This window comes from Burkholderia sp. HI2500 (assembly GCF_002223055.1).
GTDB lineage: Bacteria > Pseudomonadota > Gammaproteobacteria > Burkholderiales > Burkholderiaceae > Burkholderia.
In genome coordinates this window covers 746,652-770,469 of sequence record NZ_NKFL01000005.1, presented here as the reverse complement: position 1 = coordinate 770,469, position 23,818 = coordinate 746,652, and the positions used below count along the sequence as shown (strand labels likewise).

Here is a 23,818-nt window from a genome sequence, read left to right as displayed (position 1 = left end):
CGCTGGCACGCGTGGGGGGCCGCATGGGCCACGTTCGTCGCGATCGCCGTACGCAGCGCGTACGCGAAGCGACGAAAGGAGGGAGGGGAGGAAAACGAAAAACGGCGGCGAAGGCCGCCGCTCGTCAGCGCGAAGCCAGCGCCGGCGTGCCGGTGTCGCGTGCGTTGCCGTCGTCGTTGTCGGCCGTCTGCGTCGCGTCGTTCCACACGACCCGGTCGTTGACCGCATACAGCCGGCACGAACCTGCGCCCTGCTTCGAGCAGTTGTCGAGCGCGAGCGCCATCGGATCGTCGCCGCCTTCGGCCCACGACCACGCGCCTTCCGACGACACCGCGAACGCGCGGCTCGGATGCTGGTTCAGGAAGCGGCGGTAGCCTTCACGGCCGGCTTCGTCGACATACGGCACGGCGTTGACCGCGTCGATCGACGCATAGCCGCTCGCCTTCGGCTCGTGCGGGTTCGCGACCGCGTAGCGCACCGACGTCGGCAGGTTCAGCTGCGCGAGGAACGCGTTGACGGCCGGCCACCACACGGGCACGCCGTCGCGATCGACGATCAGCCGGTGCGCGTCGTCCTTGTAGCGGCCGAAATCGATGAACTGGGCCTGCGTGCCATGCGAAACGTACGCGTCGTGCATTTGCGCGACGAGCCCGGGCGTCCACACCGAGTCGTTGTCGCCGTACAGCCACAGCGACCGCACGGCCGTATGGGCGCCGTACTGGTCGAACGCATCGACGAGGTTTTTCTGCCAGCCGTCGCAGAGGTCCTGGCGCAGCCCGCCGGAGAAGTTGATGATGCCGCGCACGCCCGGTGCGGCTTCGGTGCCGTACGCGACCGATACGAGGCCGCCATGCGACGTGCCGGCGACGACGATGCGCGACGCATCGACGTACGACTGGTGCGACATGTAGCGCACCGTCGCGTCGACGTCGGCCGCCTGCGCGAGGCCGTTCTTGCCGACGTTGCAGCCTTCCTGCTGGTACGTGCCGTCCGAGCCCGCGAAGCCCTGGCGGTTCGGCGCGATCACCGCATAGCCGCGGCGCACGAATTCGCGCGCGAACGCGAGCGGCCGGCTGCGCGGCTGCTGATGGAGATCGCCGGTGTTCTTGCCGTGGTTGAAGACGACGAGCGGGAACGGGCCGGGCCCGTTCGGCTTGAAGAGCGTGGCCTCGAGCGTGACGGTGCCCGATGCGTCGGCCGGAATGCGGAGGATCTGTTCGTTCAGGTCGGCGGCGACCTGCGGCAGGTTCGAATCGGCGTAGTCGAAGCGTTCGGCGTGGGCGAGCGACCCGCTGGCGCCGGCACCCGTCCCCGTATTGGCGTTCGGCAGCGTACCGGCCTGAGCGGCCGACAGCGCACACGCCGCCATCCATCCCACCAATCCCTTGCTGAACGCCATTCGTAAGCCCTGCCATGCAACATGACCAATTCGAGGTCATCGTAGCCGGACAAAATGGGGTTGTGCAATGCGGGAATTACCCGGCGTCTGACACAGCAACTATTTGTCAACGTTCACTGACTTCGCCGTCGACGTAGCGCCAGAAACCCTGTTCGTCGCGCTCGAAACGGCTCGTCTCGTGGAGCCGGTAAGCGCGTCCGCCAACCTTGTAGCGGGCCACGAACTCGACCTCCGCGTGGCGCTCGTCGAGCGGCGCGTGGCGTTTGACCGCGAGGCCGAGCCACCGCGGCGCGTCGGGCGCTTCGGGGTCGGTGTCGAGATCGGGCGGGCAGGTGCGTGCGGCCCAGGTCGCGCGCAGGTAGTCGGTCGCGCCGAGCACGTACGCGCTGTACCGCGAGCGCATCAACTCGAGCGCGGTCGGCGCGGCCTCGCCGCCGTCGATGAAGCGGCCGCAGCAGGCCGCATAGCGGGGCGCCGGCGCTTTGCCGGCGGGAGCGGGGGACGCGCCGCCGCACGGGCACGCGTCAGGTCGGTTCAAAATCATGCGAAACAGGAATTAACGACGCTAGGTTGTCGGCTGCCTACCAGTTCACCAGCTCAGCTCGATACCGTCGTACTGGAAGAAACGGCCGTTTGCCTGCGATACGTCCGCGCCGGATTCGGCGATCACGCGGCGCATGCCGGCCACGCTGGTTTCCGGGTCGATCGCGGCCTGCGCGCCGCCCATGTCGGTGCGCACCCAGCCGGGATGGAGCGAAATGCACGCGGCGTGGCGCGTCTGCAGCGACGCGATGCGCAGCGCGTCGTTCAGCGCGGCCTTGCTCGCGCGGTACAGCCAGCCGGTCGTGCCGGTCGCCTCGGCGATGCTGCCCATCCGGCTCGACACGACGGCCAGCACGCCGCGCGCGTCCTCGACGAGCGGCAGCACGATCGGCAGCAACTGCATCGGCCCGCGCACGTTCGTATGCATCACCGCGTCGAAATCCTCGGCGGTGACCGTCTCGACCCCCTCGGTGCGCGGCCCGTACACCCCCGACACCAGCACGGCCGCATCGAGCCGCTCGCCGTCGAGCTTCCAGCCGAGCGCCGCGATCTGCTCGGGCTGCGTGATGTCGAGCGCATGGGCCTGCGCGCCGAGCGCGCGCAGCGCGTCGAGCGACGCGTCGTCGCGCGCGGTGGCGATCACGTTCCAGCCGTCGCGCCGGTATTGGCGGACGAATTCGCGGCCGAGGCCGCGCGATGCACCGACGATCAATGCGGTTTTCATGCCCGTCGCTCCTTTGCTTGGCGCCGCCGTGGCAGCAGTGCCGGGGTCAGATCCGTTCGATGGGTGGCGCAGCGGCACGCCAGCGTAGCGATCCGCTGCGCTGGCTAGCGCGTTACTTTGCGTCGTCGCACGGCTTCAGCGTGGCGGCGACCGCCTGCGCGACGCCTTCGAGCCGTGCGGCGTCCGCCGCGATCATGTCGTTGTCCGGGGCATGCTCGCCGCCAGCGACGAGCGCGGCCACGCAGCGCTTGTAGGTCTCGTCGAGCGCGTCGAAGCTCGACACGGCCATCCCGAGGTTGCGCATCCGGCCGTCATGCACGCCGTACACGAGCCCGTGCACGGTGAGCGACTGGCCGCGCGCCCACGCGTCGTTGACGATCGTCGTGCGGCACACGTTGACGACCTGCTCGATCGCGTTCAGCTCGATCAGGCGGCGATAGCGCGCTTCGCCCACCGGCCATGCGTCGAGCAGCGCCGTGTGGCGTTCGCGCACGTCCTGCACGTGATGCAGCCAGTTGTCGGCGAGGCCGACGCGGCGGTTGAGCAGGGCGGCGTTCACGCCCGAGCAGCCGTAGTGGCCGACCACCATGATGTGCTTCACGCGCAGGATGTCGACCGCGAACTGGATCACCGACAGGCAGTTCAGGTCGCTGTGCACGACCACGTTCGCGATATTGCGGTGGACGAACACTTCGCCCGGCGGCAGGCCGATGATCTCGTTCGCGGGTACGCGCGAATCCGAGCAGCCGATCCACAGATATTCCGGCGCCTGCTGGTGGGCGAGACGCGCGAAGAACTGCGGGTCGTCCTCGAGCTTGTGCTTGACCCAGGCGTCGTTGTTGTCGAACAGGTGTGAAAGCGGATTGTCTTGGGGGTTCATCGATGTGGATTCCGTTGACGGAAATCGGGTCGCAATCGGTGCGGTCTAGCGGGCGTCAGGCGGCGCGCTGCGCGTCGCCGGCGCCCTCGTTCTGGTCACTCGCGCCGAAGCGCGCGGGGTAGCGCACGCAAAAGCGCAGCGCGGTGTCGTACGGATAAAAGTCGGGCAATTCGCCCTGGATCAGCTTGTCCTTGCTGGCCTGCCACAGCGCGGGATCGAAAAAGTCCGCGTGATGCTTCATGAAGACGTCGCGCACGCGCGGGTCGCCGAGCAGGAACGGCCCGTAGGTTTCCGGAAAGATGTCGTGCGGGCCGACGGTATACCACGGTTCGCCGGACAGCTCGTCTTCCTCGTTGCGCGGCGCCGGCACGCGGCGCACGTTGCAGTCGGTCAGGTACTCGATCTCGTCGTAGTCGTAGAACACCACGCGGCCGTGGCGCGTGACGCCGAAGTTCTTGTACAGCATGTCGCCGGGGAAGATGTTCGCCTTCATCAGCTCCTTCACCGCGTTGCCGTACTCCTTCACGCCGTGCTCGACGTCGGCATCGGAGCCGTTCTGCAGGTACAGGTTGAGCGGCGTCATCCGGCGCTCGATGTACAGGTGCTCGATCACGAGATTGCCGTCCTCGTATTCGAGCAGCGACGGCACTTCCTTCTCCAGCTCGCGCACGAGCGCGTGGTCGAGCCGCGCGAGCGGCAGCGCGACGCTCGAGTACTCGAGCGTGTCGGCCATTCGCCCGAGGCGGTCGTGGCGCTTCACGAGCTGGTACTTCTCCATGATCTGCGCGCGCGTCGTTTCCTTCGGCGGCGGGAACTGATCCTTGATGATCTTGAACACGTACGGGAACGACGGCAGCGTGAACACGAGCATCACGAGGCCCTTGATCCCGGGCGCGATGATGAAGCGGTCGCTCGAATGCGACAGATGGTGCAGCAGGTCGCGATAGAACAGGTTCTTGCCCTGCTTCTGCAGGCCGACCGACGTGTAGATCTCCGCCTTCGGCTTGCCGGGCATGATCGTGCACAGGAAGTCGACGTACGCGGACGGCACGCCCATGTCGACGAGGAAATACGAGTGCGAGAAGCCGAAGATGATCATCAGCTGGTCGCGGCGCAGCAGGACGGTGTCGAGCGCGAGCACGCCCGGGCGCACGTGGCGGATCGGCACCGCGAACGGCAGCACGCGGTCGGCGTTGATGATGCGGCCGACGATGTACGCGCTCTTGTTGCGGAAGAACAGCGACGACAGCACGTGGATCTGGAAATTCGGCGCTTCGTCGAAGTGGCCGAATTCGTCGTGGATCGCCTGCATCACGCATGCGATGTCGCGCGGGAGATCGTCGAACGCCGGCTCGAGCTGGAAGTTCGTGACGATCCGCTCGAGCGTGGCCGCGAGCCCGTCGGTGCCCGGATAGTACGCGCGGTAGGTCGGCTTCGCGGCCGGCTCGTCGTTCTCCAGATACTCGGTCGAGATCGCCGGGCGCACGAAGATGAAATCGTTGCTGAAGTACGAGCGGTGCAGGATCTTGCAGCACACCGAATTGAAGAAGGTCTCCGCGCACTCGGGCTGGCGGTGCGACGTGAGCAGGCCGATGTAGTGCAGCTTGATCTGCTGCCACACTTCGTCGTCGATGTTCTCCGCGTCGTATTCGTCTTCCAGCACCTCGACGCATTCCTTCACGCGATCGTCGTACGACGTGATCCGCTCGCGCGCGAGCCGCTGCAGCCCATGCCAGTCGCCACGCTCGAACAGCGTCTTCGCCTCGACGGCCGCCTCGCGGAAGATCCGGTAATGGCGGTCGAAGTTTTCGAGCATCGTCTGCGCGACGTCGAAACCGATCTGCGAGGACAGCAGTTTGGGGAAGTGATTCATCGCGTGCAGGCTCGTTCGGGAGGGGCTGTAAGCACTCGCCATTTTAGCGCCCAAGCGGGCGGTTCAAGGGCTTTGCGGCAAGGCGCGGCTGGCCGGCAAGCGGCGGGTTGCCCGCCGTTGGGTGCCGTTCGGTGCATCTTCGCGTAAAGATACGGGTACGGAACCGATTCTGGCACGAACTTTTTTTGACGGGCAGCAAGCCGCCGGGCACGCGTTCCTCGGGACGGCGATAGAATCGGCGGAACGCCCGCCGCGGCCTGCCGCCGGCGCGCAATCGCACCGATAACGACGAGACGCCCCACCGATGAACGCACTGGAACACCAACTCGACTATCCCTTCGCCGATACGCTGCCCGCCGCGGGCGACACGTTCGAGGTCGCGCCCGGCGTGCGCTGGCTGCGCATGCCGCTGCCGTTCTCGCTCGATCACATCAACCTCTGGCTGCTGCGCGACGAAATCGACGGGCAGGCCGGCTGGACGATCGTCGATTGCGGGATCGCGTCGGATGCGATCCGCACGCACTGGGAGCAGATCTTCGACACGCATCTCGACGGCCTGCCCGTGCTGCGCGTGCTCGTCACGCATTGCCACCCCGATCACTTCGGCCTCGCGAACTGGCTGTGCGAAGGCGGCGACAAGGGCCGCTGGAACGTGCGGCTGTGGATGACGCTCGGCGAGTACATGTTCGGCTGCCTGATGGCGGCCGGCAACGGCTCGAACGCGGGCGGCGCGGCCGCCGCCGATCACTTCGCGCGCCACGGGCTGACCGATCCGGCCGCGCTCGACAAGCTGCGCAACCGCCGCAACTACTACTCGGATCTCGTGCCGGCCGTGCCGCCGCGCTACCGGCGCTTGCGCGAAGGCGACGCGGTGACGATCGGCGCGCGCACTTGGCGCGTCGTGACCGGCTTCGGCCATTCGCCTGAACATTGCGCGCTGCACAGCGAAGCGGACGGCGTGCTGATCTCCGGCGACATGGTGCTGCCGCGCATCTCGACGAACGTGTCCGTGTTCGACCTCGAACCGGAAGCGAACCCGCTCGCCTTGTACCTGCAGTCGCTCGGCCGCTACGAGACGATGGCGCCCGATACGCTGGTGCTGCCGTCGCACGGCAAGCCGTTCCGCGGCGTGCGCACGCGCATCACGCAACTGCGCGAACACCACGACGCGCGCCTGGCCGAAGTGCGCGTCGCCTGCGCGGAACAGCCGATGAGCGCGGCCGACATCGTGCCGATCATGTTCCGCCGCCGCGAACTCGACATCCACCAGATGACGTTCGCGCTCGGCGAGGCGCTCGCGCACCTGAACCTGCTGTGGCTCTCGGGTGAGCTCGTGCGCGAGCAGGGCGACGACGGTGTGCTGCGGTTCCGCACCGCCGGCTGACACCGTTTCGTTCTCCTCAAGCGACGGGTTCGTAGCGCCACCCGTCGCGATGCCATTGCATCGTGTGCGTCGGGTCGAGCGCCGCGAGAAACGCGGAGTCGTGCGACGCGACCACGATCGCGCCGGGGAAGCCCGCCAGTGCGGCTTCGATCGCCTGCACCGATTCTAGGTCGAGGTGATTGGTCGGCTCGTCGAGCAGCAGCAGTTGCGCGGGCGTGCCACGCCACAACGCGCACGCGAGCGCGGCCTTCAGCCGTTCGCCGCCGCTCAGCTGCCGCGCCGGCTGCGTTGCGCGTACCGCGTCGAGCTGCAACAGCGCGAGCCGGCTGCGCAGGTCGCCTTCGGCGAGCGGCGTATCGAGCAGCCCCAGTTGCTCGACGATCGAGCGATCGGGATCGAGCAGCGCGAGTCGCTGGTCGAGATACGCGGCGCTCACGTGTGTCGTGCACGCGCCTGAGCGCGGCGAAAGCTCGCCCGCGAGCATGCGCAGCAACGTCGATTTGCCGCAGCCGTTCGGGCCCGTCAATGCAATGCGCACCGGGCCGCTGGCCGACCACGTGATCGCGTCGGCATCGCCGGCGATGCGCCACGGCAGTTGCGCGCGGTCGAGCGTGAACAGCTGACGGCGTGCGCTGACCTCGGTGCCCGGCAGCGACACGAGCACGGGCGCATCGGCTTCGACGCGCGCGGCCGCTTCCTGTACGCGTTCGTCGAGCGTCGCCTTGAATTCGTTCTGGTGGCGCCGCACCGTGCCCATGATGCTGCGCGCCGCACCCTTGCGACTCTGTTTTGCCCCCGACGACAGGTTGGCCGTCTTCGCGTCGCGCAGCGACGCGGCCGCGTGACGCTGGATCGTGTCGTGTTCCTGTTCGAGCCTGCGCCTGACGCGTCCGCGTTCGGCACGCGCGTTGTCGAGCGCGGACTGCGCGGCATCCTGTTCCGCGTCACGCTGCGCACGATAGAGCGCGTAGTTGCCGCCGTACGAGCGCACGCCTTGTGTCGTCAGCTCGACGATGCGCTGCACGTCGGCGAGCAGCGCACGGTCGTGGCTCACGATGACGAGGCCACCGTGCCAGCCGTCGAGCGCCGCGCGCAGCCACGCACGGCCCGACGCGTCGAGATGGTTGGTCGGTTCGTCGAGCACGAGCAAGCCCGCGCCGGAGAGCAGCGCGCCGATCAGCGCGACGCGCGCGAGCTGCCCGCCGCTCAGTGCCTGCGCGGGCGTGTCGGGTTGCACGTCGTCCAGGCCGGCTGCGTCGAGCGCGGTGCGCAGCCGCTCCGCGAGATCCCAGCGATCGCCGATCAGGTCGAAGTCGTGCGGTTCCGCGCGGCCGTCGGCGAGACGCGCGAGCGCGCCGAGCGGTGCATCGAGCGCGGCGATCTGCGCGACGGTTCGCGAGCCGGCCGATACGCCACCGTAGTCGTGCTGCTGCGCGACGTAGACGACTGGCGTGTGCCGCTCGATCGTCCCCGCGCTCGGCGCGCAGTACCCCGCGATCAATTGCGCGAGCTGGCTCTTGCCGATGCCGTTGCGGCCGACGATGCCGGTCGGCGTGCGATCGATGGAAAGGTCGAGCGAATCGAACAGCGTGAAGCCGTCGTCGAAGCGGAAGGAAACGTGATGAAGCGCGACGAGCGCGCCGGTGGGCGTGGCTGCAGCCATAAGCACCTCCAAAAATGCGTGAAGACCTTCGCGCGGGCGTGCGTGGCACGGCGGCGAAAACATTTTGGGAAGGCTTAGTTGTTCACTTTGGCTGGCGTCCGGTATGAGGAATAGGCGCGCAGTGTAGCAAGCGCGGCGCGCGGGCCGCAAGCGATGGTCGGACGCACCGTCGCTTGCGCGCCACGCGCGAGGGTCGCGTTACTGCACGGCGACGGTCGTGAAGTTCTGCCGTCCGAACGGACTCACGTGATAGCCGCTCACGTTCGTGCGCGTGAGCGCGGCCGCGGTCGGATAGCCGAGCGGAATCCACAGCGCCTGGTCGTGGATGATCTTCTGCGCGGCTTCATACAGCTTCGCGCGCTTGGCCTGGTCGGCGGTCGACTTGCCGTCGGCGATCAGCTTGTCGAGCTGCGTGTCGCAGAAGCGCGCGAAGTTGATGCCCGACTTCACCGCATTGCAGCTGAACAGCGGCGACAGGTAGTTGTCCGGATCGCCGTTGTCGCCGGCCCAGCCCATGAACAGCATGTCATGCTGGCCGAGCTTCGCCTGCTTGATCAGCTCGCCCCATTCGATCACCTTGACCTCGGCCTTCACGCCGATCTTCGCGAGGTCGGCCTGCAACAGCTCCGCGCCGACCTTCGGGTTCGGGTTCAGCACGCTGCCGGTCGGGCGCGTCCAGATCGTCGTCGAGAAGCCGTTCGGGAAGCCGGCCTGCGCGAGCAGCTGCTTCGCCTTCGCCGGATCGTACGCATACGGCGCGACGTCCTTCGCGTAGCTCCACGTGTTCGGCGGATACGGGTTGTTCGCGGCCGTCGCGGTGTTGTCGAACACGACCTTCAGGTAGGTCGCGCGGTCGAACGCGAGGTTCAGCGCCTCGCGCACCTTGTCGTTGTCGAGCGGCTTCTTCTGCGTGTTCAGTGCAACGAACGCGGTCATGAACGCGGGCGTCTGCGCGACCTTCAGTGCGCTTTCGCCCTTCGCGGCGAGCACGTCCTGCGGCTTCGGCGACAGCGCGATCTGGCATTCGCCGGCCTTCACCTTCTGCAGCCGCACCGACGGATCGGGCGTGATCGCATAGATCAGCCGGTCGACCTTCGGCTTCGTGCCCCAGTAGGTCGGGTTCACGTCGTAGCGGATCAGCGCGTCCTTCGTGTAGCTCTTCAGCACGAACGGGCCGGTGCCGACCGGCTTCCCGTTCAGGTCGGCCTGCTTGCCGGCCTTGAGCAGCTGGTCCGCGTATTCGGCCGAGTAGATCGACGCGAAGCCCATCGTCAGGATCGGCACGAACGTCGCATTCGGCTCATTCAGCACGAACTTCACGGTGCTGTCGTCGACCTTCGTGACCGACTTCACGAGCTTCACGAGCCCCATCGACTGCGCGTGCGGGAAGCCGCTCGCGCCGGCCACCTTGTGCCACGGATTCGAGTCGTCGAGCATCCGCGAGAACGTGAACACGACGTCGTCCGCGTCGAGCGCGCGGGTCGGCTTGAAATAGTCGGTGGTCTGGAACGCGACGCTCGGGCGCAAATGGAACGTGTACGTGAGGCCGTCGGCGCTCGCGTCCCATTTGTCGGCGAGCGCGGGCACGACTTTCTTCGCGGCTTCGTCGTACGACACGAGCGTGTTGAAGATCACGTCCGCCGACGCGTTGGTCGTGACGAGCGAGTTGTACTGGACGACGTCGAAGCCGTCCGGGCTCGATTCCGTGCAGACGGTGAGCGGCTTGGCGGCGGCGAGGCCGGGGGCGGCGAGGGCGGCGGCGAGCGTGGCCGCGGCGAACAGCTTGAGCTGCATAGGATCTCCCACGTGGCTTGTGTTTTTTGCTGGGTGACGGGATGCGGGCGCGGCCCGGAAGCGGACAGGGCCGGCGCGGCTGGCGAATAGCATACCGTCAAAGCGCGCGACGCGTGAAAAAAGGCGCCTGAACGCGGCGAATTGGCCGAAAAACGGCTGCGTTCGCGACGGAACGGGTGTTGGGGCGGCGAGTGGGGCGAAGGAGGCTGCGGACGGCGGAACGCTGGCGCCGGGGATGCTGGGCAGTGACGCGTCGGGGACGGCGCGGGAGCGGTGCGGGCGTGTGGTGAATCGAAGCGTCAAAGCCGCCTGGCGTAGTGTGGAGAGGCGGTGATGCGGTGATGCGGAGAGACGGAGAGACGGAGAGACGGAGAGACGGAGAGACGGAGAGACGGAGAGACGGAGAGACGGAGAGACGGAGAGACGGAGAGACGGAGAGACGGAGAGACGGAGAGACGGCCCGCGAAGCTTCACGCGGGCCGGTGCTCACCGGAGCGTCAGTGCGCCCCCGCCTTCGGCTTGCGCGGCGCCTTCTCGAACAGGCGGTCGTACAGCCAGCGCGGCAACACATGCAACACCTTCGCGACCACACCCATCTGCCACGGAATCACGCGGAACGCGCGCTGCCGCGCGATCGCCTGGGCCGCACGCGCCGCGAAGCGGTCGGCGTCCATCAGGAACGGCATTCGGTACGGGTTGTGCGCGGTCATCGGCGTGCGGATGTAGCCGGGCGCGATCGTCACGACGCCGACACCGGCCGGCCGCAACTCGACGCGCAGCGCTTCGAGATACTTGATCGCGGCCGATTTCGACGCGCTGTACGCACCGGAACCGGGCAGCCCGCGCACGCCGGCAACGCTCGCGACACCGACCAGCGTGCCGTGGCGCGTGGCCGTCATCGGGCCGACGAACGGCTCGAACGTCGCGACCATCCCGTAATAATTGATGTCCATCACGTCGCGGAACGTCGCGAGATCGCCCTGGCCCGTGACGGCGCCCTGGCTGATGCCGGCGTTCGCGATCACGACGTCGGGGCAGCCGTGCGTCGCGATGAACGACGCGGCGGCCGTCGCGAGCGCGTCGGCGTCGCGCACGTCGGCGGAATAGACGGAGATGGACAGCTTCGGGAAGCGCCGCGCGAACGCATCGAGGGCATCGGTGCGGCGCGCGACGAGTGCGAGCGTGGCGCCCTGGCGGGCGTATTCCTCGGCCATCGCGAGGCCGAGGCCGCTCGATGCGCCGGTGATGAAGACCTTCAGCGGAGTAGTCATGCCGGCGGGCGGGCGGGGATCAGAGCTTCTTGTCCTGAACCTGCTTCACGAGGAAGTCGAGCACCTGGGCCGTGCCCGGGATGCTGTTCGCGTAAGCGGGGCCCGTCTTGTACTTGCCCTGGACGACGACCGTCGGCACGCCGTCGATCGCGTAGTCCTTCAGCAGCTTGGCCGACTGGTTCACTTCGCCCTGCACGCTGAACGAGTTGTATGCGTCCGTGAACTGCTTCTTGTCGACGCCCTGCGTGGCCAGGAAGTCGGCCTGCGCCTGCGGCGTCAGCAGGTAGTTCTTCTGCTTGTGGATCGCGTTGAAGATCGCCGGCGTGACCTTCTCGGAGATGCCGAGCGCGGACACCGCGTAGAACAGCTTCGAGTGCGGGACGAAATCGTCACGGAATGCGACCGGGACGCGCTTGAAGTCGATGTTGTTGCCTTGCTTCTTCACCCACGCCTCGATCGTCGGCTCGAATTCGTAGCAGTGCGGGCAGCCGTACCAGAAGAATTCGATCACCTCGACCTTGCCGGCCGGTGCGGACACCGGCTGCGGCGACTTCATCACCTCGAAGTCCTTGCCGGCGACCGGCGCGGCGGGCGAAGCCTGCGCGAGGCCGGCGGCCAGACCCAGGGACAGAAGGAGCGTGCTAAGCAGTTTTTTCATGTTGTGAACGTCGAATCAGTTGCTCGGGTTACGAAACGTAACGGGTTCTGAGTGGGCTCGGCCGGTTGCTTACTGCTTCGTGAAACGGATCACCGCCGTGTCGACACCTGCATCGGACAGGCGCTGGCGGGCCGAGTTCATATCCTCGAACTTCGAGAACGGGCCGACACGCACGCGGAAATACGTCACGCCGCTGACATCGCGCTTCGACACCTTCGACTCGAAACCCTGGAAGCCGAGGCGCGCGCGCTGCTGCTCGGCGTCGCCTTCCGTCTTGTACGCGCCCACCTGCAGGAAGTAGCCGGTATTCGCATCGTTCGCGGTCGGCGGCTTTGCCGTCGCGGCGGCCGTGGCCGACGAGGTCGGCTTCGGCGTGTTCGCGGCCAGTTGCTGTTGCTGCTGCTTTTGCGCGGCGGCTTGCTGCGCCTGCTTCTGCGCGGCGAAGCGGGCGAGGTCGTCCTCGCCGCCTTGCTGCTGTTGCTGCTGCGCTTGCTGCGTCTTCTTCGGCGGCGGCGTGGTGTCGGCCGGCTTCGGCGCGACGGCGACGCCGTTGCTCGACGACGTATTGTTCGACGCGGTCGTGTTGTTCGAGCTGCCGGTGTTGTTCGAGCCGCTCGACCCGTTGGCCTGCGGCGGCACTTCGACGATCTGCGGTTCGGGCAGCAGGCCGCCCTGGGTCTGGTTCGCGGCCTGGCCGGGCGCGGTGTTCGGCGGCGCGGGCTGCGCGGCCTGCGGCACCGGCTGGCCGGGCGTCTTGCCCTGCAGCGCGCGGTTCGGATCGAACTGCTGCGGCTGGCTCGCGCCGTTGTCGGCCGGCGGCGGCGCGACCTTCGACACGAACGGCGACGGGGAACGCGTGATGTAGAGCGCCACCACCACGGCGATCGCGAGGCCGACGATCAGGCCCAGCACGATTCCAAGAAATGTCCCTCCGGCTTGTTTCGATTGCTTCGAAGTTCGGCGTGGTTGTGCCATTGCTTGAGTCACCTGCAAAAAGAATCGTGAAAAGGCTGCGACGGGCACCCGGCGACGGGCACCCGGCGGCGGGCACCCGACGGCGGGCGCTCCAGCCGCAGCCATTCGCGCCCGGTTCGGGCCGCTTGCTACGTTACATCTTGGCGGGCGCGGACACGCCGAGCACCGCCAGACCATTCTCGAGCACCTGCCGGGTCGCGGCGAGGAGTGCGGCGCGCGCATTGCGCGGCGCTTCGTCGTCGACCAGCACGCGCTCCGCATTGTAGAACGAGTGGAATTCGCCAGCGAGATCGCGCAGGTAGAACGCAACGGCGTGCGGCGCCAGTTCGTTGGCCGCGTGCGTGAGCATGTCCGGGTACTCGGCCAGCTTCTGCATCAGCGACGCCGCTTGCGTGCTCGTCAGCTGCGACAGGTCGGCGCCCGGCAGCTGCGCGACGTCGACGTTGTAGCGCGACTTCAGCTCGTTGAGCACCGAGCAGATCCGCGCGTGCGCGTACTGGACGTAATAGACCGGGTTTTCGTCGTTCTGTTTCAGCGCGAGGTCGATGTCGAACACGAACTCGGTATCGGCCTTGCGCGAGATCAGGAAGAACCGCACCGCGTCACGGCCGCGCGTGATGGTCGCTTCGTCGATCAGGTCCGGCGCCGCTTCCTGGCCCGCCGCCGCGCCGCCCGACCATTCGATCAGGTCGCGCACCGTCACGTAGCTGCCCGCGCGCTTCGAGATCTTCACTTCCTGGCCGTCGCGCATCACGGTGACCATCTTGTGCAGCACGTAGTCGGGGTAGCCCTTCGGGATCCCGATGTGCAGGCCCTGCAGGCCGGCGCGCACGCGCGCGATCGTGCCGTGGTGATCCGAACCCTGGATGTTGATCACCTTCGTGAAGCCGCGCTCCCACTTCGTCACGTGGTACGCGACGTCCGGCACGAAGTACGTGTACGTGCCGTCCGACTTGCGCATCACGCGATCCTTGTCGTCGCCTTCGTCGGTCGTGCGCAGCCACAGCGCGCCGTCCTGCTCGTAGGTCATGCCGGCCTTGATCAGCGCATCGACCGTCTTCTCGACACGGCCTTCGCTGTACAGCGACGACTCGAGGTAGTACTGGTCGAACTTCACGCCGAATGCCTGCAGATCCATGTCCTGCTCGCGACGCAGGTACGTGACCGCGAACTTGCGGATCGCGTCGAGATCCTCGACGTCGCCCGTGCCCTTGACCGGCTCGCCGTCCGACGCGGCGACCGTTTCGCCGTTCAGGAAGTCGCGTGCGATGTCGGCGATGTATTCGCCGTTGTACGCGGCTTCCGGCCAGCCCGCGTCGCCCGGCTTCAGGCCGCGTGCGCGTGCCTGCGTCGAGATCGCGAGGTTGCCGATCTGCACGCCTGCGTCGTTGTAGTAGAACTCGCGGTGCACGGCGTAGCCCTGGCTCGCGATCACGTTTGCGAGCACGTCGCCGAGCGCGGCCTGGCGGCCGTGGCCGACGTGCAGCGGGCCGGTCGGGTTCGCCGACACGAATTCGAGCAGCACCTGCTTGCCTTTCTCGCGATCCGACGTGCCGAACGCGCGGCCCTGGTCGAACACGGCGGCGATCACGGCCTGCTTCGCGGCGGCCGACAGGCGCAGGTTGATGAAGCCGGGGCCGGCGATCTCGGCGGCTTCGACGAGGCCTTGCGCGCCCGGCTGGGCGGTGAGGGCGGCGACGATCTGCTCGGCGAGCTGGCGCGGGTTCGTGCCGAGCGGCTTCGCGAGCTGCATCGCGACGTTGCACGCGACGTCGCCGTGCGCGGCGACCTTCGGGCGCTCCAGCGTGATGACGGGGGCGACGGACGCGGCGTCGGCGCCTTTCAGCGCGTGTGCGACCTGCTTGACGCTATCCGCGAGCAGGGCTTCGAGGGTCTGTTTGTGTGCTGGCAGCATGCTGGTAGAAGGCTTCGTTGGTGGCGGCCGGAAACGCCGGCCCGCCGGCGCGCTTTTTAAGCGCGCGTTTCAGGGATCGCAGAATTTTAACAGGTGCTAATATGCCGCTCAGGCGGCCCGCGTCCGCGAGGCCGGACGCCGGTCTGCCGGCGTTCCCCAACCGCGCCGCGCAGGCACAACAAGATGAAAAGGGAATTGTCATGATTACGTTCAAGAGCAAGGCGGCACAGGATCTCGACGTGCTGAAGGATTTCGCCGTGTATGTGCTGGGTCTCGTCGGCAAGCAGCTGGGCGAGCGCGGTGTGATTACGCACGACGAGCTGGACCACGCGATCGCCAAGCTGGAAGGGGCGGTAGCGCAGGCGAAGCAGGAACGCGCCGAGCACGCCGGCCATTTCCATGAGGACGAAGCCGATCACGCGCACCACGAAGTGCCGGCGAGCCTGGCCCAGCGCGTTGCGCCCTTCCTCACGATGCTGCGCGAAGCGAAAGCCGGCGAAGCCGACGTGCACTGGGGCTTCTGAGCCTGCTTGCCCGGCCGGTCTGAAAGGATCGAAAGGCAGAAAAAAGCCCGCGTCCGAGCGGGCTTTTTCTTTTGTCTGATGATAGCGGGCAGCGGCGCGCCCGTCGAAGGGCCGATCAGAGCTGCGGCGCGAGCGCGCGGCGCGCGTCGTCGAGCGACAGCGCCATGCGCTGCGCGTAGTCCTCGAGCTGATCCTGGCCGATTTTGCCGACCGAGAAATACGTGCTGTCCGGATGCGCGAGATAGAAGCCCGACACGCTCGCGGCCGGCAGCATCGCCAGCGAGTCGGTCACGCTCATGCCGATCTCGTCCGCACGCAGCACGTCGAACATGTCGCGCTTCACCAGGTGGTCGGGGCAGGCCGGGTAGCCCGGTGCCGGGCGGATGCCCGCGTACTTTTCCGCGATCAGCGCATCGTTGTCGAGCGTCTCGCCGCTCGCGTAGCCCCACAGCTCGCGCCGCACGCGCGCGTGCATCGCTTCCGCGAAGGCTTCCGCGAAGCGGTCGGCGAGTGCCTTCAGCATGATCGCGCTGTAGTCGTCGTGGTCGGCTTCGAACTGCTTTTCCTTCGCGTCGACGCCGAGGCCGGCCGTCACCGCGAACATCCCGATGTAGTCGGCGACGCCCGATTCCTTCGGTGCGATGAAGTCGGCGAGCGAGCGGTTCGGCCGCATCACGCCGTCGACCACCGGGCGCACGCTCTGCTGGCGCAGGTTGCGCCAGGTAAGCAGCACTTCCGAGCGCGACTCGTCGCTGTAGATCTCGATGTCGTCGTCGTTGACGCTATTCGCCGGCAGCAGCGAGATCACGCCGCTCGCGGTCAGCCAGCGGCCCTGGATCAGGCGCGCGAGCATCGATTTCGCGTCGGAGAACACGCGCCGCGCCGATTCGCCGACGATCTCGTCGTTCAGGATCGCCGGGTACGGACCCGCGAGATCCCAGGTCTGGAAGAACGGGCCCCAGTCGATGTACTGCGCGAGCTCGTTCAGGTCGTAGTTCTTGAACACGCGGCGGCCGATGAACTTCGGCTTCACCGGCTGGTAGCCCGCCCAGTCGACCTTGGTCTTGTTCGCGCGCGCCTCGGCGAGCGTGACCATCGGCTGTGCCTTGCGGTTCGCGTGCTGGTCGCGGATGCGTTCGTAGTCGGACTTCAGCTCGTCGAGGTACTTCGTCGCGCCTTCGTCGGACAGCAGGCTGGAGGCGACCGACACCGAGCGCGACGCGTCCGGCACGTACACCACCGGGCCTTCGTAGTGCGGCGCGATCTTCACGGCCGTGTGCACGCGCGAGGTCGTCGCGCCGCCGATCAGCAGCGGGATCTTCTTCACGCGGAAGTAGTCGTCGCGCTGCATTTCGGACGCGACGTACGCCATTTCCTCGAGGCTCGGCGTGATGAGGCCCGACAGCCCGATGATGTCCGCGCCCTCGACCTTTGCCTTCGCGAGGATCTCGTTGCACGGGACCATCACGCCCATGTTGACGACTTCGAAGTTGTTGCACTGGAGCACGACCGACACGATGTTCTTGCCGATGTCGTGCACGTCGCCCTTCACGGTCGCGATGACGATCTTGCCCTTCGCGCGCACGTCGCCGCCCGCTTCCGCGAGCAGGCGCTTTTCTTCCTCGATGAACGGGATCAGGTGCGCAACCGCCTGCTTCATCACGCGCGCCGATTTCACGACCTGCGGCAGGAACATCTTGCCCTGGCCGAACAGGTCGCCGACGATGTTCATCCCGTCCATCAGCGGCCCTTCGATCACGTTGATCGGGCGGCCGCCGGCCGCGGCGATCTTCGCGCGCACTTCTTCGGTATCCTCGACGATGAAGTTCGTGATGCCGTGCACCAGCGCATGCGAGAGCCGCTTCTCGACCGGCTGGTTGCGCCACTCGAGGTTCTCTTCCTTCTTCGCGCCCCCGGCCTTGAACTTGTCGGCGATCTCGAGCAGGCGGTCGGTCGAATCGTCGCGGCGGTTCAGGATCACGTCCTCGACGCGCTCGCGCAGCTCCGGGTCGAGGTCGGCGTACACGCCGAGCTGGCCCGCGTTGACGATGCCCATGTCCATCCCGGCCTGGATCGCGTGATACAGGAACACGGTGTGGATCGCCTCGCGCACCGGGTCGTTGCCGCGGAACGAGAACGACACGTTCGACACGCCGCCGCTCACCTTTGCGTACGGCAGGTTCTGCTTGATCCAGCGGGTCGCTTCGATGAAGTCGACCGCGTAGTTGTTGTGCTCCTCGATGCCGGTCGCGACCGCGAAGATGTTCGGGTCGAAGATGATGTCTTCCGGCGGGAAGCCGACTTCGTTCACGAGGAAGTCGTACGAGCGCTTGCAGATCTCGGTCTTGCGCGCGAACGTATCGGCCTGGCCGGTTTCGTCGAACGCCATCACGACGGCCGCCGCGCCGTAGCGGCGGATCAGGTGCGCGTGGTGGCGGAACGCGTCCTCTCCTTCCTTCAGCGAGATCGAGTTCACGATCGCCTTGCCCTGCACGCACTTCAGGCCCGCCTCGATCACGTCCCACTTCGACGAGTCGATCATGATCGGCACGCGCGCGATGTCCGGCTCCGACGCGATCAGGTTCAGGAAGCGCACCATCGCCGCCTTCGAATCGAGCATCGCCTCGTCCATGTTGATGTCGATCACCTGCGCGCCGTTCTCGACCTGCTGGCGCGCGACCGCGAGCGCCTCGTCGAACTGGCCGTTGAGGATCATGCGTGCGAACGCCTTCGAGCCGGTGACGTTGGTGCGCTCACCGACGTTGATGAAGAGCGTTCCGGGCGTGACGTTGAACGGCTCGAGGCCGGCGAGGCGCATCATGTGATCGGTCATGGCGGTGCGAATTCTGGTGATGAAGGACGGGGGGCGGTCGGGTCAGGCGTTGTCGCTGTACTGGTTCGGCCAGCGGCGCGGCTTCACGTCGGCGAGCGCCTTCGCGATCTCGGCGATGTGTTCGGGCGTCGTGCCGCAGCAGCCGCCCGCGAGGTTCACGAGCCCGGCTTGCGCGAATTCCTTCAGGAGGCCCGACGTGACGTCCGGCGTCTCGTCGAAGCCCGTCTCGGCCATCGGGTTCGGCAGGCCCGCGTTCGGATAGCACGACACGTACGTGTCGCACAGCTTCGCGAGCTCGGCGATGTACGGGCGCATCAGCGCCGCGCCGAGCGCGCAGTTCAGGCCGAACGTGAGCGGCTTCGCATGGCGCAGCGAATTCCAGAATGCCTCGACCGTCTGGCCCGACAGGATCCGGCCCGACGCATCGGTGACGGTGCCCGAGATCATGATCGGCAGGCGCTCGCCGGTGTCCTCGAACAGCTCGTCGAGCGCGAACAGCGCGGCCTTCGCGTTCAGCGTGTCGAAGATCGTCTCGACGAGGAACAGGTCGACGCCGCCGTCGAGCAGCGCCTTCGCCTGCTGGTAGTACGATGCGCGCAGCTCGTCGAACGTGACGTTGCGTGCGCCCGGGTCGTTGACGTCCGGCGAGATGCTGGCCGTCTTCGGCGTCGGCCCGATCGCGCCCGCGACGAAGCGCGGCTTGTCCGGCGTCGCGTATTTCTCGGCCGCTTCGCGCGCGAGCTTCGCCGATTCGATGTTCATCTCGACGACGAGATCTTCCATCTCGTAGTCGGACTGCGCGACGGTCGTCGCGCCGAACGTGTTGGTCTCGACGATGTCGGCGCCGGCCGCGAAGTACTGGTCGTGGATCTCGCGGATGATCTGCGGCTGCGTGATCGACAGCAGCTCGTTGTTGCCCTTGATGTCGCGCGGGAAATCCTTGAAGCGCTCGCCGCGATACGCGGCTTCGTCGAGCTTGTAGCGCTGGATCATCGTGCCCATCGCGCCGTCGAGGATCAGGATGCGCGATTTGAGCAGCGCAGGCAGAGCGGCGCCGCGCGTATAGGACGCGTCGAGCGGGACGGAAGCGGCGAGAGGAGTCGCAGACATGGGCGAAAGACCGGCGAAGACGGGAAAACCGTCATTGTAGCCGGTGCGCATGGGCGCCGCCCGGCCTTGCGCCGCGCCGGCCGGGCCGCCAAATGAAAACCCCCGCCGGCGAACCGGGCGGGGGCAGGATCGGAGTGCTCGCGGCGCCGCGTCGATGCGCGGCGAATGGCCCGGCCGCACGAGGCGCCGGGCCGCGGGTCGTCAGTGCAGCACGACGGGCATCATCATCAGGCTGTCGAATTGTCCGAGGAATTCGTCGACTTCATCGAGCGACGGCTCATCCTCGATCAACTGCTTCACGTGCGCGCGGAATCGTTCGGCAAGTTCGCCGTCGATGAAGATTTCGCGCTGCGCGTTCTTGTCGACGATTTCATATCCGCCGGCATTCATCAGGTGGTGACCGGCCTGCGGCGCGAATTCGACGACGCAGTAGTTGGGGCTGTTGTAGATCATTTGCATGGCGGCACTCCTCTTCGCAGTGGCATCTGGCCTTGTTGTCCCCTAGGTGGGGCGAGCCTTGCCGGTTTCAAGGGGCTTGCGCTGCACACCCCGTTCCCGTCTGCATGGGGTGTATCGGTTAGAAGCCGATGTCTATGAAACGTTTCCCATTGTCTGCCGGTGGACTGAAATAGTTGTTAAAGAGTGTCATCGGCCATTTCACGGAAATCTGTAATCGGTCGAAATTGCCGAATCGCGTGCATGTGCGCGCGAGTTCACTGTCTGACAGGCGATGTGACAGGCGATGTGACAGGCGATGTGACAGGCGATGTGACAGGCGAGGGCGCGGGCGGCGCAGCCGGTTGTGCCGGCGGTTGCACGGTGGCCGGCGGCGCGGGTTGTGCCGGTTCCGCGGCGGGAGCGGTTGATGCGTCGGGCGTCGGCGCACCGGCGGGCGCATGCGTTGCGCCGCCTGCGGGTGCTTCGTCGGACGGTACGCCCGGCGCCGCGAGCCGGCCATGCCACAACAGCTCGATCTGCGCGCCGTTCGGTTCGGTCTGCACGAGCCGCGCGGGCAGCCAGCCGAGCGACGGTGCGAGCCACATGTCGATGCGGCGCGTGTCGCCGTCGCGCCGCGGCAGGCGCATGAAGTGCCGCGCGCCGATGATGCCGGCCTGCGTCTGCACCTGCTCGTCGCCGATCACGGCGATCGGCCAGGTTTCGCCGCTGTTGTTGTCGATCACGAAGAACTGCTGCGTGACGCCCGGCTTGTACGCGGACGGATTGCCGCGCACGAGCCCAGACAGCTGCATCAGCATGCTGAAGCGGTCCTGCACGCCGTCGGGCAGCGGCGCGTTGTTCGGCGTGCGCGTGAACACGACCTGCCGGATCTCGCGGTTGAAGATCGCGATGTCCTCCGGCCGCTTGCCGCGCTTCTCGACGTAGCGCTCGGGCGCGACGCCGAACGCGTCGATGCGGCCTTCGCTGCGATAGGTGAACGGGCCGACGAACGGCACGGGCATCGACACGGACAGGTCGTAGGTGTGCCCGTCGGTGCGCCAGTGGATCGTGCCGATCATGTTCTGCATGCCGTTGTAGAACGTGTCGTACTGCAGGTCGCCGGACGGCGGCGCGTTGAACTTCACGCCGTTCGTCGCGGGGCCCGGAGTCGCGGTGCTGGCGGCGCTGGCGGCGCTGGCAGCCGACGCAGCATGCGCGCCCGATGCGGCAGGCGCACCACTCGCGGCGGACGCGGCGGCCGGCGGCTCGCCGTGCTCGGCCGTTTGCGTCGACGTGAGGACCGGCTCAGGCGCGGGTTTCGGTGCGGCGGCCTTCGGGGGCGCCGGCGCAGGTGCGGCCGGCTGCTCGACCGGCTTCGGCGCAGGCGGCGCGGGTTGGCGCTCGATCGGTTGCGGTTTCAGCAGCTCGATCTGAATGGGGACTTCGGCGGGCGCGGGCGGCGTGAACGCGTCGCGGTTGCGCATCAGCCAGAACGCGGCGAGCGCGTGCAGCACCAGCACGATGACGAGCGCAATGCCCACGCGCAGCCAGTGGCGGGGCAACGCGTGACTCGGGCGGGTGTCGGCAGGCTGCATGGGCATCGGGACAGGATCGGGGCGTTCGCGTGAGCTCGGGCGCGCAGCGCGCGCCACAGGAATCGGACTGTCGAATGCGCCGCACGTTCGCGCTGCTTGACGGGCAGGTGCCGGGGGCGGTTACCGGATGCGTCAGGCGTCGCGCGCGTCGGGACTATAGCCGAGTTCGTAAGACAGTTTCTGCGCGCAGGTGCGCAGCGCGGTGTCGATCTCGCCGCCCCATGCAATGTCGAACGAGCCTTCCTGGCCGAGCGCGACGATCGCGAGCGCGAGTTCGCCGACCGCATCGAACACGGGCATGCAGAACGCATGGATCGTCGGCAGCAGCATCCCCTCGACGCGCGCGGCCTCGTGCCGGCGCACGTCGGCGAGCACCGCGTCGACCTCGTCGAGCGTGCGCGGGCCGCCGTGGTGCGGCGAGCGGCGCGTATCGGCGAGTTCGCGCTCGAGCATCGCGGCGGTCTTGCTGCGCGGCAGGTACGCGGCGAACAGCAGCCCCGTCGCGGAGCCGAGCAGCGGCATCACGTCGCCGAGCTTCAGCGACGCCTTCGCCGGGTGGCTCGATTCCATCCAGTGCACGATCGTCGGCCCCTGGTTGCCCCACACGGCGATGCCGACCGTCTGGTCGAGCCGGTCGCGGAATTCGGTCAGCGCGATCCGTGCGAGCTTCACGCCGTCGACGCGTGCGAGCCGCGCGAGCCCCATCTGCAGCGCGAAGCCGCCGAGCTCGTAGCGGCCGGAGACGGGATCCTGCGACACCACGCCGAGCCGCGAGAAGCTGACCAGGTAGCGGTGCGCCTTCGCAGGACTCATGCCCGCGCGCTGCGCGAGGTCGCGCAGCATCATCGCGCGCGGCTCGCTCGTCAGCACGTCGAGCAGGCGGAAGCCGACCTCGATCGACTGGATGCCGGAACGGACCTTCTCGCCGTGTTCGCCGGAAGCGGCGTCGTCGGTGTCGGAGTCGGCGAGATCGTCGTCGGGAAGCGGGCTGGCGGGCATGGGCGGCAGGGGCGCGAAAAGGCGGCAGGAAGCGGGCTGAAAAACCGGGCCGAAAAATCGGGGCGAAAACGGCACGCACGATCGCAGCGCGCCGCAGGGATTCACCATCGTAAAATAGACTCCCTCCATCGTCACTACAACGCCAGAGTCCCCTTATGAAACTTGCTTCGCTGAAGGACGGCACGCGCGACGGCCAGCTGATCGTCGTGTCGCGCGACCTGCACACCGCGGCGATCGCCGACGCGATCGCGCCAACGCTGCAGCGCGTCCTCGACGACTGGGCGTTCTACGCGCCGCAGCTGCGCGACCTGTACGACGCACTGAACCACGGCCGCGCGCGCAATGCGTTCGCGTTCGATCCGGCCAACTGCATGGCGCCGCTGCCGCGCGCGTTCCAGTGGGCCGACGGCTCCGCGTACGTGAACCACGTCGAGCTCGTGCGCCGCGCGCGCGGCGCGGAGATGCCGCCTGAATTCTGGACCGACCCGCTGATGTACCAGGGCGGCAGCGACGATTTTCTCGGGGCCCGCGACGACGTCGTGTGCCCGTCCGAGGAATGGGGCATCGATTTCGAGGCGGAAGTCGCGGTGATCACCGGCGACGTGCGGATGAGCGCGACGCCCGACGAAGCGCTGAAGGCCGTGCGGCTCGTCACGCTGGTGAACGACGTGTCGCTGCGCAACCTGATTCCGGCCGAGCTCGCGAAGGGCTTCGGCTTCTTCCAGAGCAAGCCGGCCACCGCGTTCGCGCCGGTCGCCGTGACGCCCGACGAGCTCGGCGACGAATGGCGCGAAGGCCGCGTGCACCGGCCGATGATCGTCCACTGGAACGGCAAGAAGGTCGGCCAGCCCGATGCCGGCACCGACATGGTGTTCCACTTCGGCCAGCTGATTGCGCACGCGGCGAAGACGCGCAACCTGCGCGCCGGCTCGATCGTCGGCTCGGGCACGGTGTCGAACAAGGACGCGAAGCGCGGCTACTGCTGCATCGCCGAGAAGCGCTGTCTCGAGACGATCGAGCACGGCGCGCCGCAGACGGAATTCATGCGCTACGGCGACACCGTGCGCATCGAGATGTTCGACACGGCCGGCAAGTCGATCTTCGGCGCGATCGAGCAGTCGGTTGCGCCGCCCGACGGCGCGGCGTAAGTCACGCGGCGCACGCAGCGTTCCGCTTTCGCGAAACCCGGGCCCGGCCCGCGCGCCGGGTTTCGCCTGATGTTTGCCCGCGCGGGCTTGGC

Annotated in this window: 19 protein-coding genes; 3 read left to right on the top strand and 16 right to left on the bottom strand. The window is 67.4% G+C overall.

The genetic code is table 11. The features are described from left to right. Positions 1-124 precede the first annotated feature (124 nt). From CFB45_RS16485 to aceK, 5 genes are all read right to left on the bottom strand, one after another. Positions 125-1,399, bottom strand: a complete 1,275-nt coding sequence (locus tag CFB45_RS16485; RefSeq protein WP_089426448.1) for a dienelactone hydrolase family protein — start codon at positions 1,397-1,399, stop codon at positions 125-127. Between the two features lie 106 nt (positions 1,400-1,505). Continuing rightward, positions 1,506-1,943, bottom strand: coding sequence for a YchJ family protein (locus tag CFB45_RS16480; protein WP_069248996.1), 438 nt, complete (start codon positions 1,941-1,943; stop codon positions 1,506-1,508). A gap of 45 nt (positions 1,944-1,988) precedes the next feature. Next, positions 1,989-2,666, bottom strand: a complete 678-nt coding sequence (locus CFB45_RS16475) for an SDR family oxidoreductase (protein WP_089426447.1) — start codon at positions 2,664-2,666, stop codon at positions 1,989-1,991. A 112-nt stretch (positions 2,667-2,778) separates the two neighbouring features. Then, complete coding sequence (gene can, locus CFB45_RS16470; protein WP_039346539.1) at positions 2,779-3,546, bottom strand: carbonate dehydratase; 768 nt, start codon at positions 3,544-3,546, stop codon at positions 2,779-2,781. A gap of 55 nt (positions 3,547-3,601) precedes the next feature. Further along, positions 3,602-5,419, bottom strand: coding sequence for a bifunctional isocitrate dehydrogenase kinase/phosphatase (aceK, locus tag CFB45_RS16465; RefSeq protein ID WP_089426446.1), 1,818 nt, complete (start codon positions 5,417-5,419; stop codon positions 3,602-3,604). A gap of 304 nt (positions 5,420-5,723) precedes the next feature. Between aceK and CFB45_RS16455 the strand changes: the two genes are divergently transcribed. Then, complete coding sequence (locus CFB45_RS16455) at positions 5,724-6,803, top strand: MBL fold metallo-hydrolase (RefSeq protein WP_089426445.1); 1,080 nt, start codon at positions 5,724-5,726, stop codon at positions 6,801-6,803. Positions 6,804-6,819: 16 nt separating this feature from the next. Here CFB45_RS16455 and CFB45_RS16450 read toward each other — a convergent pair whose 3' ends face one another. From CFB45_RS16450 to argS, 6 genes are all read right to left on the bottom strand, one after another. Next, positions 6,820-8,466 (bottom strand): ABC-F family ATP-binding cassette domain-containing protein, encoded by a 1,647-nt coding sequence (locus tag CFB45_RS16450; RefSeq protein WP_089426444.1) that lies wholly within the window; start codon positions 8,464-8,466, stop codon positions 6,820-6,822. Between the two features lie 198 nt (positions 8,467-8,664). Next, positions 8,665-10,260 (bottom strand): ABC transporter substrate-binding protein, encoded by a 1,596-nt coding sequence (locus CFB45_RS16445; protein WP_089426443.1) that lies wholly within the window; start codon positions 10,258-10,260, stop codon positions 8,665-8,667. 497 nt (positions 10,261-10,757) lie between these two features. Next, positions 10,758-11,531 (bottom strand): SDR family oxidoreductase, encoded by a 774-nt coding sequence (locus tag CFB45_RS16440; protein ID WP_043187101.1) that lies wholly within the window; start codon positions 11,529-11,531, stop codon positions 10,758-10,760. A 19-nt stretch (positions 11,532-11,550) separates the two neighbouring features. Further along, positions 11,551-12,189, bottom strand: coding sequence for a thiol:disulfide interchange protein DsbA/DsbL (locus tag CFB45_RS16435; RefSeq protein WP_089426442.1), 639 nt, complete (start codon positions 12,187-12,189; stop codon positions 11,551-11,553). Between the two features lie 69 nt (positions 12,190-12,258). Beyond that, positions 12,259-13,164, bottom strand: coding sequence for an SPOR domain-containing protein (locus CFB45_RS16430; RefSeq protein WP_089426441.1), 906 nt, complete (start codon positions 13,162-13,164; stop codon positions 12,259-12,261). Between the two features lie 133 nt (positions 13,165-13,297). Beyond that, a complete protein-coding gene (gene argS, locus CFB45_RS16425) occupies positions 13,298-15,079 on the bottom strand; it encodes an arginine--tRNA ligase (protein WP_089426440.1) in 1,782 nt (593 codons plus the stop codon). Positions 15,080-15,279: 200 nt separating this feature from the next. On the opposite strand from argS, the gene CFB45_RS16420 reads away from it, so the two are divergent. Continuing rightward, a complete protein-coding gene (locus CFB45_RS16420; RefSeq protein WP_089426439.1) occupies positions 15,280-15,603 on the top strand; it encodes a DUF1840 domain-containing protein in 324 nt (107 codons plus the stop codon). 115 nt (positions 15,604-15,718) lie between these two features. Here CFB45_RS16420 and metH read toward each other — a convergent pair whose 3' ends face one another. The 5 genes from metH to CFB45_RS16390 all read right to left on the bottom strand — a co-directional run bounded on the left by metH (position 15,719) and on the right by CFB45_RS16390 (position 22,578). After that, entirely contained in the window at positions 15,719-18,436 is a 2,718-nt protein-coding gene (gene metH / locus CFB45_RS16415; RefSeq protein ID WP_179255071.1) for a methionine synthase, read from the bottom strand. A gap of 42 nt (positions 18,437-18,478) precedes the next feature. After that, positions 18,479-19,546 carry a homocysteine S-methyltransferase family protein gene (locus CFB45_RS16410; protein ID WP_089426438.1) on the bottom strand — a complete coding sequence of 356 codons (1,068 nt, stop codon included), beginning with the start codon at positions 19,544-19,546 and terminating at the stop codon, positions 18,479-18,481. Between the two features lie 201 nt (positions 19,547-19,747). Continuing rightward, positions 19,748-20,005, bottom strand: a complete 258-nt coding sequence (locus tag CFB45_RS16405) for a BTH_I0359 family protein (RefSeq protein WP_006477667.1) — start codon at positions 20,003-20,005, stop codon at positions 19,748-19,750. A 254-nt stretch (positions 20,006-20,259) separates the two neighbouring features. Next, the gene (locus CFB45_RS16395; RefSeq protein WP_089426437.1) at positions 20,260-21,585 is read right to left on the bottom strand and encodes a DUF3108 domain-containing protein; all 1,326 of its coding nucleotides are present in this window, start codon (positions 21,583-21,585) and stop codon (positions 20,260-20,262) included. A 126-nt stretch (positions 21,586-21,711) separates the two neighbouring features. Beyond that, positions 21,712-22,578 (bottom strand): IclR family transcriptional regulator, encoded by an 867-nt coding sequence (locus CFB45_RS16390; protein WP_089431738.1) that lies wholly within the window; start codon positions 22,576-22,578, stop codon positions 21,712-21,714. Between the two features lie 155 nt (positions 22,579-22,733). Here CFB45_RS16390 and CFB45_RS16385 point away from each other — a divergent pair, with 155 nt between their 5' ends. Next, positions 22,734-23,726, top strand: coding sequence for a fumarylacetoacetate hydrolase family protein (locus CFB45_RS16385; protein WP_039346348.1), 993 nt, complete (start codon positions 22,734-22,736; stop codon positions 23,724-23,726). Positions 23,727-23,818 lie beyond the last annotated feature (92 nt).